Annotated in this window: 13 protein-coding genes; 5 read left to right on the forward strand and 8 right to left on the reverse strand. The window is 55.2% G+C overall.

The window, feature by feature from the left end; translation table 11 throughout:
* Nucleotides 1–2: 2 nt before the first annotated feature.
* The 5 genes from WAW39_RS27685 to WAW39_RS27705 all read right to left on the reverse strand — a co-directional run bounded on the left by WAW39_RS27685 (nt 3) and on the right by WAW39_RS27705 (nt 6,341).
* Nucleotides 3–758 carry a sugar transferase gene (locus tag WAW39_RS27685; protein WP_422322540.1) on the reverse strand — a complete coding sequence of 252 codons (756 nt, stop codon included), beginning with the start codon at nt 756–758 and terminating at the stop codon, nt 3–5.
* Complete coding sequence (locus WAW39_RS27690; RefSeq protein WP_422322542.1) at nt 758–2,011, reverse strand: glycosyltransferase family 4 protein; 1,254 nt, start codon at nt 2,009–2,011, stop codon at nt 758–760. The genes WAW39_RS27685 and WAW39_RS27690 overlap by 1 nt, the downstream gene beginning before the upstream one ends.
* Complete coding sequence (locus WAW39_RS27695; RefSeq protein WP_422322544.1) at nt 2,008–4,995, reverse strand: ATP-binding protein; 2,988 nt, start codon at nt 4,993–4,995, stop codon at nt 2,008–2,010. The genes WAW39_RS27690 and WAW39_RS27695 overlap by 4 nt, the downstream gene beginning before the upstream one ends.
* Nucleotides 4,992–5,207, reverse strand: a complete 216-nt coding sequence (locus WAW39_RS27700; RefSeq protein WP_422322546.1) for a hypothetical protein — start codon at nt 5,205–5,207, stop codon at nt 4,992–4,994. The genes WAW39_RS27695 and WAW39_RS27700 overlap by 4 nt, the downstream gene beginning before the upstream one ends.
* A 90-nt stretch (nt 5,208–5,297) precedes the next feature.
* Nucleotides 5,298–6,341, reverse strand: coding sequence for a hypothetical protein (locus tag WAW39_RS27705; protein ID WP_422322548.1), 1,044 nt, complete (start codon nt 6,339–6,341; stop codon nt 5,298–5,300).
* A gap of 93 nt (nt 6,342–6,434) precedes the next feature.
* On the opposite strand from WAW39_RS27705, the gene WAW39_RS27710 reads away from it, so the two are divergent.
* From WAW39_RS27710 to WAW39_RS27720, 3 genes are all read left to right on the forward strand, one after another.
* Nucleotides 6,435–7,199: a YdcF family protein gene (locus WAW39_RS27710; RefSeq protein ID WP_422322550.1), complete on the forward strand. Its 765-nt coding sequence runs from the start codon at nt 6,435–6,437 to the stop codon at nt 7,197–7,199.
* A gap of 128 nt (nt 7,200–7,327) precedes the next feature.
* Complete coding sequence (locus WAW39_RS27715; RefSeq protein ID WP_422322552.1) at nt 7,328–8,254, forward strand: glycosyltransferase family 2 protein; 927 nt, start codon at nt 7,328–7,330, stop codon at nt 8,252–8,254.
* The gene (locus tag WAW39_RS27720; RefSeq protein WP_422322554.1) at nt 8,251–9,384 is read left to right on the forward strand and encodes a glycosyltransferase family 9 protein; all 1,134 of its coding nucleotides are present in this window, start codon (nt 8,251–8,253) and stop codon (nt 9,382–9,384) included. The genes WAW39_RS27715 and WAW39_RS27720 overlap by 4 nt, the downstream gene beginning before the upstream one ends.
* Here WAW39_RS27720 and WAW39_RS27725 read toward each other — a convergent pair.
* Genes WAW39_RS27725 through WAW39_RS27735 form a run of 3 tightly spaced genes read right to left on the reverse strand, consistent with a single transcriptional unit; the run spans nt 9,356 to nt 11,619 of the window.
* The gene (locus WAW39_RS27725) at nt 9,356–10,120 is read right to left on the reverse strand and encodes a class I SAM-dependent methyltransferase (protein ID WP_422322556.1); all 765 of its coding nucleotides are present in this window, start codon (nt 10,118–10,120) and stop codon (nt 9,356–9,358) included. The genes WAW39_RS27720 and WAW39_RS27725 overlap by 29 nt on opposite strands.
* A 60-nt stretch (nt 10,121–10,180) precedes the next feature.
* Nucleotides 10,181–10,939 (reverse strand): FkbM family methyltransferase, encoded by a 759-nt coding sequence (locus WAW39_RS27730; protein ID WP_422322558.1) that lies wholly within the window; start codon nt 10,937–10,939, stop codon nt 10,181–10,183.
* Between the two features lie 2 nt (nt 10,940–10,941).
* Entirely contained in the window at nt 10,942–11,619 is a 678-nt protein-coding gene (locus WAW39_RS27735; protein WP_422322560.1) for a hypothetical protein, read from the reverse strand.
* 56 nt (nt 11,620–11,675) lie between these two features.
* Between WAW39_RS27735 and WAW39_RS27740 the strand changes: the two genes are divergently transcribed.
* Complete coding sequence (locus tag WAW39_RS27740) at nt 11,676–12,587, forward strand: glycosyltransferase family 2 protein (RefSeq protein WP_422322562.1); 912 nt, start codon at nt 11,676–11,678, stop codon at nt 12,585–12,587.
* Between the two features lie 9 nt (nt 12,588–12,596).
* Nucleotides 12,597–13,763, forward strand: coding sequence for a glycosyltransferase (locus WAW39_RS27745; protein WP_422322564.1), 1,167 nt, complete (start codon nt 12,597–12,599; stop codon nt 13,761–13,763).

The following is a 13,763-nucleotide window of genomic DNA, read 5'->3' on the forward strand; positions in this document are numbered from 1 at the left end:
GGTTACATGCCTTTGCCCAACACGATGGCTGGAATGGTTTTGAGCAGAATCCAGAGATCCCGCAGGAAGGAGTGGCTTTCGATGTAGCGCACATCGAGGGAGACCTGCTCGCCGAAGTCGATGTTGTTGCGGTCGCCGATTTCCCAGAAGCGGCCTTCACGCTCGCCGACCTGCCAGAGGCAGGTGATGCCTGGCTTGGCATGCAGACGGCGGCGGTCGGCGCTGGAATAAAGCGCCGCCTCACGTGGCAGGCAGGGACGCGGCCCGACGATGGACATGTCTCCCCTGAGCACATTGAGGAACTGGGGCAGTTCGTCGATGGACGCTTTGCGAATGAAGCGTCCGATAGGAGTGACGCGCGGGTCGTTCTTCATCTTGAAGGTGACGCCTTGAGATTTTTCGTTTTGGGCAAGGAGCTGGTTCAGCCTGGCTTCTGCATCAATGCACATGGAACGGAACTTCAGCATTTCGAAGTCACGGCCATTGAATCCGATGCGCCGCTGTTTGAAAAAAACGGGACCTCCGTCCCTGCGGATCAGAAGGGCGATGACGGTCATCAGCGGTGCGGCAAGGATCAATGCGATGATGCTGATCAAGATATCGAACAGTCGTTTGACGGCGTGTGTGCCGTTCACGACAGCGAGCCACATGCAGCGTTTGAAACGCATGGCAAAGCGCATTCTCAGGCGCCCCAGCCGGCTCTGGGCCTTGAGGATGCGCCGCACTTGGGGTTCATCGGAAACGGACGTTTTTTTCATTACGCAGGAACTGTAATGGCGGGCTTTGAACTGTAACCCCCCTCAAGTGGGGGACTGTGTGGGGCACACTGGCTGGATTCGTCGATGGCACGCTCAAACATCGTCTCAAGACCGGCGATATAGGCGGGGAAATCGTAGCGTGCGCTGACAAGCCGGAGGCCGTTTTCACCCAGTTGTTTTGCCCGCGCTTTATTTTGCAGCAGATCATCGAGGCCGGCGGCAAATGCGTCGCGATTCATCCATGGAATGAGATGGCCGTTGAATCCGTCTTTGAGCCAGTCCTTGATGCCACCGGCGTCAAACGCCACGACTGGCAGTGCATAGCGCATGACTTCGAGACCGATGGTTGCGATCGGCTCCGGCCACACGCTGCTGAGTGCGACAACGCTGCATTCGCGGTAGTAGGCCTTGAGTTCCTCCTGCGGAATGAAGCCCTTGAAATGAACACGGTCTTCAAGGCCAAGTTTGCGGCTCAGCTCCTCGCAGTAGGTCTTGTGATTGCCATCTCCTAGAATAATGCACTCAAACTTGGACTTTACCCGGGCGAGGGATTCCAGCAGCACATCCACTCCTTTGCCACGAATGATCTGGCCTGCGTAGAGAATGAGATTGCGATCGCTGAAGGAGCTGCGCAGGCCGGGGTCGCCCATGCGTGGCACGGGGGCATGGATTTCGATCCGTCCGGCGTCGAAGCCATTGTGAAGCAGTTCATCCCGCATGTATTCCGTGACAACCGCCATGCGATGAAAGCGACGGTTGAGAGCGATCTCGCGCTGCTTGGCTCGGTAGCTGACCCATTTGAGCGGGAAGCCGCCGCTGTTATTTTTAACGACACAGGCTCCACAGCCAAACACGCAGTAGAGGGATGCTGCACGAGTGCAGATTTTGCGGGAGAAGTAATGATACTTGTAGCTGCGCATGCAGTAGATGTCGTGATCATGCACCATGCGAACGAGCGGCAGTCCGCTATTTACCAGGGTCTGAATCACTTCGAGATCAGCCATTTTGTGCACATAAACTGCGTCAGGCCGAAATGCTGCGAGGGCGGCACGAGTCTGGGCGGCGCAGTCACCAGTCAGCGCAAAGCGTTCATTAAACACGCGGCTCCAGCCGTCCTCATTTTTGCCGGTGCCTGGGCCGTGCAAAATGCCTGTGTGATGGCCTCGTGCACTGAGTTCTTGAGCGGTGATGAAGGCGTTGGCCTCGGCACCTGCAAGGGCACCAAACCGTTCGTGGACGTATAGAATTTTCATGAGGTGATGGTGGTGGTGCGGAGATGAGTCAATTCTTCACGCAGGGAGGGTTCGGCCGTGGCAAAACCACGCCTGATCTGCGCTACTAGAAATGGCTGGTCGGCACGACTGTTAGATTCAGCCAGGTGCTCGAGATCGCGGCACAGGGAATGAATGTGAGTAAGGCCGAACAGCGAACTGCTGCCTTTCAATGAATGTGCGGTGCGCTGAAGCGCGGGCTGATCCTGACCCGCCGCGAGCTTTTCAAGATCGGTGATGCGTTCCGGCGTGTCTTTGAGCCAGTTTTCGATCAATTCTGCTGTGTCTTCGACGCTCAATTCGTCCGCCAGCAGTTTGACGGCATCTTTGGCGGTGCTGACTTCTTCTTCGGTCCAGCCGCTGGCGTTTTCCGGCTCTTTGGCCGGCTCCAGCACATGAATACGCGCAAGAGCCTCGGTGAGCGCCTTGGCTCGCAATGGCTTGGAGATGTAGTCATCCATGCCCGCTTCGAAGCAGCGCTCACGCTCGCCATCCATGACGTTCGCCGTCATGGCGATGATGCGGCAGCGCGGGCGCTGCCAGTGTGTGCTGGCTTCGATTTCACGAATGGCACGTGTGGCCTCGTGGCCGTCCATGTGTGGCATGTGGCAGTCCATCAGGATGGCGTCATAAGCACGCGCGGCAAATTGATCGACGGCCTGCTCTCCATCACGGGCCACGTCGGCGCTGAAGCCGTGCTTTTCCAGCATCATGATGGCCATGCGCAGATTGACTTCATTATCTTCGACGACCAGCAGACGTGGTTTGAACGCGCAAGGTGGATGGAGCGACTCTTCTTGAGATTTTGCGTTGAGTTCATTTTCGGCCTGCTTTTCAGCCTCGGAGTCTTCACGCACAGGCAGCCTGAACCAGAAGCGCGAGCCGAGACCCGGCGTGCTGACCACGCCGATGGAGCCTCCCATCAGCTCCACGAGGCGTTTGCTGATGGCAAGTCCCAGGCCCGTGCCGCCGAAGCGCCGGGTCGTGGAGCTGTCCACTTGTGAGAATGCTTGGAAGAGCTTGCGTTGCTGCTCCTCATTCATGCCGATGCCGCTGTCGATCACACTGATCTCGATCTGCTCAGGCGCGCCTTCTGGAACGGCCACGCGGCTGACCTGAATGCAGATGCTGCCGTGATCGGTGAATTTGATGCCGTTGCCGACGAGATTCATCAGAATCTGGCGAAGGCGGCCGGGATCACCTTTGAGGGCGAGAGGCACATTGGGATCAATCTCTACCTTCAAATCGACGCCGCGTGAGTTGGATTTGTGCTGCAGCAGACCCACGACACCATCGACGATGGAATCCAAGCGGCAGCTTTCATCGACGAGGTCCAGTCTGCGCGCCTCGATTTTGGAAAAATCGAGGATGTCTTCGATAATGGTCATGAGTGCTTCACCGCTTTGGCGCACGGCATCCACCATTTCATGCTGCCTGGAATCCAATTGCGTATCGAGCAGCAAGGAGGACATGCCGATGATGCCGTTCATGGGTGTGCGGATTTCATGGCTCATGGTGGCCAGGAACTCGCTTTTGGCGCGATTGGCGCTCTCTGCGGCCTCCTTGGCACTCACCAGATTCTGTTCCACGCATTTGCGCACGATGAACTGGCCCAGCTGGTTGCCGATGCCGGAGAATGCCTCCAGCAGAGATTCCTCCGGGGCGTGTGCGTCACAGCTGAACAATTCAAGGACACCGAGAATGTCTCCTTGGGCCACGATGGGGAATGCGATCGCGCCGTGCAAATGGCACTTCTTGGCCATGCCTGAGCGCGGGCACTCGGCGTGTTCCGCCACGTCCCGTATCCACTGCGGCTCTCCACTATGCAGAACGATACCCGGCAATCCGTGGCCGGCTTTAAAGGTCAAAGACAGTGAAAGCTCCACAAAGGGGGTGATGTCCTTGAGCGGTGAATGCCAGATTTCCGCGAGATGCAGATTCTGCTGATCAGCATCCAGCATCCATAGTGATCCTGCGATCCAGCCGAGCTGGTTGCAGATAAGCTGAATGACCTTTGCCGCAGCCTGGCGAATCGAATCAGCCTCGGCCAGTGCGCGACTGGTGGAGAACTGCAACGCACGACGATGATCTGCCTGCCGACGCTGGGTGACATCGCTTTCGATGGACATGAAGTTGACCACTTCGCCTGCTTCGTTGCGAATCGGCTGGATTTCGATCGAAGACCAGTATTTGCTGCCGGAGCGGTGATAATTGAGCATCTCGACGCGAAACCCGCGCTGCTGCTGCAGGCATTGGTTCATGAAGTTGTCCGCACCAGGGTCTGCCTCAGGACAGCGCAAAAAGTCTCCGGGCTGACGTCCAATAACTTCCTCCAACTGCCAGCCGGTCATCCGGGTAAAGCCTTCATTCACCCACTCGATGTGCCCCGCTGCATCCGTGACGATCACTGCGTTGTCTGTTCTTGCCGCGACAAGTGCCAGCTTGTGGGATTGTTCCTCCTGTTCGCGCATTTGGATGCGCTGCTCTGTGAGCTGGCTGGCCAGACGCTGCAAATCCGTGGTCACTTTGCGCTGGATCTGCAGCACCTGCAGCAGATCCAGAGTCTGGTCATGCACGGCAAAGTCCTGGGTCGTCAGGCCCATCTGATGGGCCTGGTCCGGCTCCGTAAGCCAGGGCGAGGCAAGCATGATGCCGCGCCGAGGACGCTCGAGGAGCATGACCTGGCCACGCAGGATCACTCTTTGTCTCCGGTCTTCGAGTAGAAAGAGGCGTTCCGGATTGGCACGCGCATGGGCGTCACAAAATTCCCCTTCGGGACTTTGTGAATGGAAGACATCCTGCAACCGAGCTCCGGGCACTGCCCGCGGGCAGATTTTTATCAGAGAGGAACCGGACTCTGTGATGATGTCATTGGCATCCCAGGCAAAGTAGAACGGGAACACCCGGGCGAAGTCCCGCATGCTGACATGTCCGTAGTCCAAAGAGCTGGAACTTGCCCTGTTCATGCCGCGAGTGATGTCCTGCGCACTTCGAAGGCATCAGATCCAGCCCAAGTGGCTTTCGATTCGCTTAAATTGACTGCTGGCGCAGGTTCGGCGGAACGATGTGATGCTAGCACTAAGAAGCAGTTGAAAATTGCGGCATTACCTGCACGAAAATCAATTCCGTGTTTGGTGGCGGGGTCATCTTCAATGCCCTTATTGCGAATGATGTACATGCGAAGAGAAACGGGGTTTCGCAAATATCGCAGTTCATGCCGGGCAGTCATTCCCCGCAGATGCGGGGAATCATTACATGCCAGGCTGATTTATTGACGGCTTGCTCCTTGATTGAGCTTCTCGGTCAGGTCCTCACGCGGCACCAAGCGAAGCTGGTGGATTTGCAGGGAGGCCGCAGGCTCTCCTGCCGCCAGAAAGAGGACCAACTGGTGTACATGCTGGGGCAGATTGGAGCTTGGCCATTGGATTTGAATTTGGTGTCGGCCCGGCTTCATCCACGCTCCGGCCCGAAGGCGTGGCCCTGCTGCACTGTTTAAGTCGAGCCGCAATCCCACTTCGACTGCCGCCGAAGCTTCCAACGTTCCGTCAATCTCCAAGCGATCAAAGGACGTCCAATCACGATCGAGGGTATCTAGATGCGCGCTGGCCGCTTTTTGACCGGTGCGTTCCAGGATCATTTGGCCATGTCGCTTGATTTGCTGGCTGTAGACATCCCCCGCAGGTTCTAATGACCAAAAAAAGCCTCCTAATTCTTCGGTGAAATTAGTCAGCACAGGAAACCATCTCTCAGCAGACTGTCTTGCCATCATGACCTTCGCGGTCCATCCCAAAGGCGGTGATAGAAGGCCAACCATGGCCAGAACGCGCACGATTACTCGCAGCCACATTGAATGAAACATGACGGCACTGTTCCAGAGGGTGGCGGCGCCAATCCCTGCCATGCCCCACATGAAATCCCCCATGTCTGCGGTGCGGTGAAACCAAGGTTGGACGATTTCCACCAAGGCGGCCAGAAGAGATGCGGACAGGGCAGCCGATAACAGGCGGCGCTTGTTCTTGCGGATAATGGATCTGCACAAGACCTCCAGCGCCACACAGCAGACTCCCAGCATGGGTACATGCATGCGGTTGAGGAACTCAGCTCGCCAGCCTGCATTCCAGCCCTCTGGTAATGGCAGCATAAAAGCGACGCCCAAACCGACCAAAATGGATGACCGAACCAAAGAAGGCAGAGATAAACGCTTCAAACCGGGTGATTTCAAATGAGATATAGTGATCAGATTACCGCGGAGAAAAAGTCTGGCAATTGCCATGATGCCGAAGCAACGAAAAGATTTGAGTGGGATAATCAAGGGCGGTTTCCATGGCGAAAGCAGAGGCATTTATTTACCGCAGTGGTTGCAGAGTAAACCTTGGCTATTCTACTCTTGTGGGTGAACACGTTTTTGAAAACCGCCCTGCATTTCACTCAGCCCTTATGTTTAATCTGGCTTCTGCTAGGGCTTTGGCTGCTGCGGCTGTTTTGGAACCGTCGTTGCAGCAGCTTGTGGATGCCTGCTTTATCTTGGTTGTTGCTCACGGTCGTCTCCTGCACGCCAATAGCATCCATTCTCCTGGCAAATCTTGAGGATCAAATTCCCAAGGTTCAATTCAAGCAACTCCCGGCGGCGGATGCGATTCTTTGTCTTGGTGGTGGCGTTGAGCCCTCATTGTCAGAGCCCATGGGATTTCATCTGAAAATTGGAGCTGACCGCCTGAGCACAGCACTCACACTGGCGGCCGCAGGGAAGGCTCCATTGCTGATATTGGGAGGTGGCGGATATCCGCATGAGGGGCGGATGTTTTCTGAGGCGGATGCAGTTCGTGACTACCTCGCGGTTCACGTCCATCTCAAAATCCAATTACACAGCATCGGAGCATGCAGTGACACGCATGATGAGGCTTTGAAGGTCGCGGCGCTGATGAAGCAGAGTGGTTTGAAGCGGCTTCTGCTCGTCACCAGCGCGAGCCATATGCCGCGTGCTGTGGCCACCTTCAGTAAGGCCGGCGTTCTGGTGATTCCAGTCCCCTGCAACTACCTCAGCAGCCTCAATCATCTGGGTGATCTTCACTGGTTGCATTGGCCCAGCTATCATGGGTTTGAGATTTTTGCTTTCTGGATGCACGAGATCATCGGCCATTACGTGTACCTTTGGCGCGGATGGATTTGAGCAGGCATCCCCAGGTTTGGCATTTGGATGAAACAAAGCCTTCTCGTTGCACAAAGGTGTTCTCCGAGTAACTGATCGTACGATCTGCTCTTCCTTGCAGTTCAGGAACAGAAAATCGCTACTCCTGCATGGAATCCGAACCTCACGGTTGCCCGACACCTGTCTTATTTTTGATTCATCGACGTCCTCAACTCACCGCCAGAAGCTTTGCGGCTATTCGGCAGGCGAGGCCTGAGCACCTTTTGGTGGCTGCTGATGGGCCGGAAGACGATGCACTTTGCCAGGAGACGAGAAGGCTGGTGAAAGAGGGGATCGACTGGCCCTGCAATGTTCAAACCCGGTTCTCAGCTGCACGCTTAGGCTGTAGAAATGCCGTCTCGCAAGCCCTCGACTGGGCATTTGCCGAACATGAGCGTGTGATTGTGCTGGAGGACGACTGTCTGCCGGAGCCTTCCTTTTTTTGTTTCTGCACGGAACTGCTGGCGCACTACCAGGATGAAAAAAGGGTGATGCAGATCTGCGGCAGCAATCTCAGCGGTCATGCCGCGCAGGATGGCAGCAGCTATTATAGTTCGCGTTTCGCCACAATATGGGGGTGGGCAAGCTGGCGCAGGGCATGGAAGCAGTACGACGTGACACTGCAACGGTGGATGGAGCAGGGTTCAAACGCACGTTTGGAGGCAGCATGTAAGTTCCAAGGGGAGGCTGCGTGGAGAAAAGAGCTGTATGATGGTGCTGCTACGGGTGCCATAGATACCTGGGATATTGCATGGGAATTTGCCCAGCAGAATTGCAATGGGATTTGTCTAATTCCATCAGTCAATCTGGTTTCCAATCTCGGATGGGGGCTCGGAGCAACGCATACACATGATGTTCACGACGCACGCGCTTGCATGAAAACTAGCCCGATCGATTTTCCTCTCCGGCATCCTTGCCACCTGGCAACCTACGATCAGGCTGACAGGAGCTATTTTAATCATTATTGCCGCCGCCCAGCCTTGCTCATTCGACTTGGTCGGAAGATAGTTCGCCTATTGAGGAGAATGATGCGATGAGCGAGGTGCTTCTGAAAGCGAGGGCGCTGGCCTATCGGCTGGCAGTCACCACGGTGAAGATTTTGGTGCGTCCTCGCCGTCCTGTTTTCTATCGTCTTGCCATTCTTAAACTGGACAGGATTGGCGATGCTGTGTTGTCGCTGGGTGCGGTGAGAAAACTTCTGTCCGTCTTTCGGGAGGATGAGACTCTTTTGATCGTGTCCAGCATGGCCGCCCCCCTTTACCGCATGGAGTTTCCAGCAGTAAAACTGTTGTTGATGCCGGCTTTTTGTGAACGGTTTTGGCCGGACTTCTTGAGCCGGATCGTGCGGTATGCCTGTTCGCTTCGTGCCATTGAAGCTGAGCATCTCGTGTGCTTGCGTCACCAGCACTCGGACTATTTGCATGCAATCGCCATGATGATCAATGCCGATCAATGCCATGCCTGCAGATGGGAGGGAAACATGGAGCGCACGAGTTTGTCATTCCCGAGATGTCTGATGAGTTCTTATCCGGCCAAATCGCCAGATGCTTGTTTGGAATTGGAGGCGCATCGTCGTGTTGTCGAGAGTGTCCTGGCCTCCAGTGTAGTTATCGATGAGATGATGCCCAAGTTAAGGCATGTCAAGGTCGTGGACGGAGACTCGCTCCTTGTATGCCCGGTGGCAGGGGACCCGATCCGCCAGTATCCGGCAGATCTCTTGGCAGAATCCATTCAGTTGTTCCTGCAACAGTGGCCCAGCATGCCAGTGCAAGTTTGTTTGCCGCCCGGTTCGGACCAGAAGCATTGGGAAGTTGCATTGCAAAACAGGCGGATACCTGGGGTCCAATGGCTTCTTCCAAACGATTTAGAAACTCTGATCAATCTCATTGCCCGTGCACGGATCGTCCTCGCACCAGATTCTGCGCCGTCCCACATCGCGACGACTCTTGATAAGCCGGGCGTGTTTATCCTTGGCGGAGGGCATTTTGGAATGTTTGCGCCATGGAGCAAAAGTGAACGCCAAACATGGCTGAACCATGCCATGGATTGCTACCAATGCCGGTGGAACTGCACACAGCCCGAACCATACTGTATCACACAGATTGCTCCTGCTGAGATTGCGCGATCTCTATCCGCAGTCATGGTGTGCGAGGCTCTTTTGAGGTGAGATGATCACTCCAGGTAAGGCTGCGTCCTCTCATTTTGACTCGTGCATAAATGGAAAGCAGTTTGCGAGCCCACTTGTTCTTCAGGATAAGCCGGGTGGTCGGAGAAAAATGGGCGTCGCTAAAGACATGCAGCCCGGGATTGACCTGATAGTAGCGACAGTGAAGACGTGCCGCCAGAAACTCCAAGGAACGACGCTCGTAAAAAGTGATGTGCTGGCCTGCGTCGAATGCATAGTACCACCAGTCTTTGGATGGATAAGTGGCTTGGAATGTGAGGGTTGAAAAGACCAAGGTGCGGCAGTTGTACTTCTCGAACTGCTGTTCAATGAACTCCAGCGGATTGTAAATGTGCTCAAGAACTTCGAATGCAAATAGCGCATCTGCATTGCATGAGGAAGGTGGCTCGAAAGTGCTTGCGAAGAGGTTTGGGCAATAGGGGTCGGTGGTAAAGCAGTCAAACCCCTTGTCCCTCAACAGGCGTGTCAGAAGGCCGTATCCACCTGCCAGATCCACATAACGCGCATTGCCAGAAAAGGTAAGGGGCAGAAATGTTTGCAAAAACTGTCTGTTCTCGATGTTGCGAGCCACCAGACCGGTGTCTCCAGAGGAGATGGGTTCCCGATAGGCTTCTTCCAGCCAGTAGGGTGCTTCCGTTTGAAGCAGGCCGCAGACAGGGCACGAATAATAACTCACGTTGAGTCGGCCAAGCACGGTTTCCCGAAAGGCGAACTCCATCGGAGTTTGCGAAACTGGACAGAGGATGTCCGCTACATTCATCATATTGAATAAAATCTTCTACCGATCAGGGGCGTTCTGGACAAGCTTGAAGAAGCAGTCGGCATAACTCTCGTTGGAAGTGAGGTGGATCGGCTTTTCATAATGGTTTTGGAGAAGACATTGAACTGCGGCCAGGTTTTCATGGCGAACTTCAATGCAGATGGCTTTGGGGCGGAAGCGTTTGAAATCCAAACCGCGCAATACGTCCACTTCTGAGCCTTCCACATCAAGGCTGAGGAGATCGAAATCTGGCGGAGTTCCTGTCATCTCGAGTACGGAGGTCAATGTTTTGATGACCGCGGTGACCAGTTGCTCGCTTGTCGGCAACCCCTGCACGGCAAGCCCCTCTGCTGCACGCTGCCGCTCTTTTTCATCATCCCCCAACACTCCGCATGCCATGGTCATCAGGCCGGCGTGTCTCAACTGCAGGCTGTGACCTTCCGACTCTGGAGCTCCCAATGCACAAGATACCACGAGTGATTCTGGACGCCTTTGCCGGCATATTGCTGCGAGTTGTGGAAGGGGTTCAATCAGAACACCGCGCCAGCCCTTCATTCGTGCGAAGTAGTAGCTGTTGCTCTGCTGAAAACCATCATAAGCACCTGCCTCTACGAACCAGCCGTCACGTTGCGGCAGCAGCCGCTCGAGCGCGGTGTCGAGCCCGTTCAAAGAGGGACGTGACAGGCAAGAAATGCCCAGGAATTCAAAAGCAGGCATCAGCAGGTGAAGCAGGCGATCCCGTCTGGATGAAATGGGTTTGTAGGGAAGGCTGTCCATTTTCAACATTCTTGCTCCAGGGAGCCATACACAGCTGTCGGCCATTTTCCTCCCGAGTGGGGCAAAATACTGTGAGCGCGCATGAAAAGTGAAGTGCACCAGGTGTAGTCGTTTACTGGCCCAAAGCCATGAAAGTCGATCTCCACCAAGCCTTGGGCACGCAACCAGACGCAAACGTGTGGGTGCCAGTCGGCATTGTCCAGAAGGAGAAACCCTCCTGGGGCGAGAAAGGGAAGCGATGCCTTGGCACTGTCAAAGCGCATCAGACCGTCGATGATGATCACGTGATAAGTTTGCCCACTGCCTAACGGAGCCTGCGCGTATGCAGGTGCCTCTACAGGACCAATGACGGTCAGGTTGGCTGGAGCACACCGTCTTAAAGTCGCGGCCCATTCGCCCTCCCCTTCGACGGTGGTGACGGATTCGGCTCTTTCCGCCCACCAAAGAGAGCTTTGTCCGCCGCCGTATTCGAGCACGCTGGCCCGTGAAAAGTCCAGCTGGCTGAGGTAATCGAGCGCCGGATAAGTGATCCAAGGTATCGGGCGGCCCTGCGCATCCACTGGTAATCCCGTCTTGATGCTTTGCCAATGAGCACGCCGGACCATCAGTGTTTGCAGCACTCGCATCGCTTTGCCTGCTCGGGGGAGGAGACGATGAATCGCGCGTTCAAGAAGAGTCATGGCCGCTTTATCAATCCTTGCTTGCGGCCAGACAGGCAAGCTCGTATTTGGGCCTGATGCTGGCTCCTCCTCTCATTGCAAATGTGCAGCACATGGTTTGGATCCTTGTGCCCGTCCACAACCGGCGGGTTATCACGAAGCGTTGTCTGGCACATCTGGAGGCGCTTGGTATTCGTGCCTGGGCCAGGGTGCTGGTCATTGATGATGGAAGCATGGATGGAACTCCCGAAATGCTCAGAGAGGACTTTCCATGGGTTCACACCGTGAATGGTGACGGCAGCCTGTGGTGGGCCGGTGCCATCCGGCTCGGCATGCAGACGGCTCTTTCTGCCGGGGCTGAGTGCGTGTGCTGGCTGAATGACGACAGCCTTCCGGGGCACGGCAGCTTGGAGCGACTGGTGCAGCTGGCGGTAGAGAGAAAGGCTGTTTGCGGCGGGATCTGCAGGACTCCAGATGGAGGCTTTGTTTATTCAGGGGGGATCATGGAGAAGCGCTGGCCAAGATATGCGGCTACTTCCCCAAATTCGACAGAACCTCCAATGCCAGTGGAATGGTTGCATGGCAATATGGTGGCCATTCCTGCATCGGTCTGTGCTCGAATTGGGCTCCCTGAGGGACGGTGGATCAAACATAACTTTGCTGATGTCGATTTCACGCTGCGTGCCCACCGGGCTGGTATTCCTGTTCTTCTGGTCCCTTCGGCTGCAGGCGTGGCTGACCGCAACGATACAGCGAGCTATTGGGCTTGGGCGGACGCTCGTCTTTCATGGCCGGCCATCGTGCGGGGTTTTGGAAGCCCGAAAGTTTGGTGGTATGCGCCAGGCCTCGTGCGCTTCAAAATAGTTCACTTCGGTTTGCTGGGGGCGGTGGATTGTGGCTGGCTTTTCTTCAAGGCCGTGGCGATCATCATTTTGAAGTGCCTGCCCAACCAGTGGTTGACACTCTTTAGCCGGAAGATCATAAATTAGATTCCCTAGATGTCAGACGAATCCAAAACCAGTCACAATCCTCTTTCGGATTTCCAATGGGTGGTTTTCGGACCTGACTGGGGCAGGCATCCTTCATCCAGTCAGCACCTCTTCAGTGAATTTTTGGGGGTCAGTCCGGTGCTATGGGTGGAAACTGTGGGGTTGCGCATGCCGCAATTTACCATGCGCGATTTAAGGCGCTCGGTTCAAAAAATCGTCGATTTTATCTCTGGAAGACGTCGTCGTTTTGCCACAGTCCCAAATGGCTTGACGGTCATCTGCCCACCCACCTTGCCATTCACGAGTTTTAAGTTCATCAGACACCTCAATGTCTGGCTGGTGCGCCGAAGTGTTGAAAAAGCCACAAGGAGACTTCACTTTAGCAAGCACACGCTGGTGGTTACCACGCCGGCACAGGGAGATTTTGTAGGCAGACTGGGTGAAGAAAAAAGCATCTACTACTGCGCAGACCAGTACGCCCTCTGGCCTGGCATGAATCAGCAACACATTTCGCAGATGGAACGCTTGTTGACGGATCGTGTGGATGCCATCGTGGCGGTCTCGGATCTTCTGGCCGCTCAATTTCAACAGTCAGGCAAACCGCTTTACACCCTGAACCAAGGGGTGAATTCGGTTCATTTTTCCCGTTCTCAACCGCAGCAATCCACCGGGCATTTTGAGATTGTTTATTTTGGAATGATTGATGAGCGGCTTGATCTCGACCTCATCTTGGAGGTCGCCCACCAGCTGCCCAAGACGGTCATACGACTCATCGGTCCAGCCACGGTTTCTCTCCACAAGTTCGTCGGTGTGGCTAACATTCGCGTTGAGCCCGCCATACCCTATGAGGATCTGCCCGAGAGCTTGAAGACCTCAAATCTGTTCATCATACCTTTTGTGCTGACTGAACTCGCGTGCAGTTGCAGCCCGCTCAAGATCAAAGAGTATCTGGCATGTGCACGTCCCGTGATCTCCACAGCTCTTCCAGAGGCTGAGAGGCTCTCTTCATTTGTCCATGTCGCCAAGGACCGAAAGGCATTCGTGGAGGCTGTGACCGCAGCCACTGAAGGGAAACTCTCATTCGACGTGCTGGGAACTCAGCGCTTCATCGAGTCTGAAACTTGGCAGGCCAAGGCTGTGGAATTTGGTCAGTTCGTGAGAGGACTCCACGCATAA

This window comes from Prosthecobacter sp. (assembly GCF_049294395.1).
Taxonomy (GTDB): domain Bacteria; phylum Verrucomicrobiota; class Verrucomicrobiia; order Verrucomicrobiales; family Verrucomicrobiaceae; genus Prosthecobacter.

What these genes read in the sequence shown, in the direction of transcription:
- WAW39_RS27685 (WP_422322540.1), bottom strand. Translation starts at nt 758, where the DNA reads ATGAAAAAAACGTCCGTTTCCGATGAACCCCAAGTGCGGCGCATCCTC.
- WAW39_RS27690 (WP_422322542.1), bottom strand. Translation starts at nt 2,011, where the DNA reads ATGAAAATTCTATACGTCCACGAACGGTTTGGTGCCCTTGCAGGTGCC.
- WAW39_RS27695 (WP_422322544.1), bottom strand. Translation starts at nt 4,995, where the DNA reads ATGAACAGGGCAAGTTCCAGCTCTTTGGACTACGGACATGTCAGCATG.
- WAW39_RS27700 (WP_422322546.1), bottom strand. Translation starts at nt 5,207, where the DNA reads ATGTACATCATTCGCAATAAGGGCATTGAAGATGACCCCGCCACCAAA.
- WAW39_RS27715 (WP_422322552.1), top strand. Translation starts at nt 7,328, where the DNA reads ATGGAATCCGAACCTCACGGTTGCCCGACACCTGTCTTATTTTTGATT.
- WAW39_RS27720 (WP_422322554.1), top strand. Translation starts at nt 8,251, where the DNA reads ATGAGCGAGGTGCTTCTGAAAGCGAGGGCGCTGGCCTATCGGCTGGCA.
- WAW39_RS27725 (WP_422322556.1), bottom strand. Translation starts at nt 10,120, where the DNA reads ATGGAGTTCGCCTTTCGGGAAACCGTGCTTGGCCGACTCAACGTGAGT.
- WAW39_RS27730 (WP_422322558.1), bottom strand. Translation starts at nt 10,939, where the DNA reads ATGGACAGCCTTCCCTACAAACCCATTTCATCCAGACGGGATCGCCTG.
- WAW39_RS27735 (WP_422322560.1), bottom strand. Translation starts at nt 11,619, where the DNA reads ATGACTCTTCTTGAACGCGCGATTCATCGTCTCCTCCCCCGAGCAGGC.
- WAW39_RS27740 (WP_422322562.1), top strand. Translation starts at nt 11,676, where the DNA reads ATGCTGGCTCCTCCTCTCATTGCAAATGTGCAGCACATGGTTTGGATC.
- WAW39_RS27745 (WP_422322564.1), top strand. Translation starts at nt 12,597, where the DNA reads ATGTCAGACGAATCCAAAACCAGTCACAATCCTCTTTCGGATTTCCAA.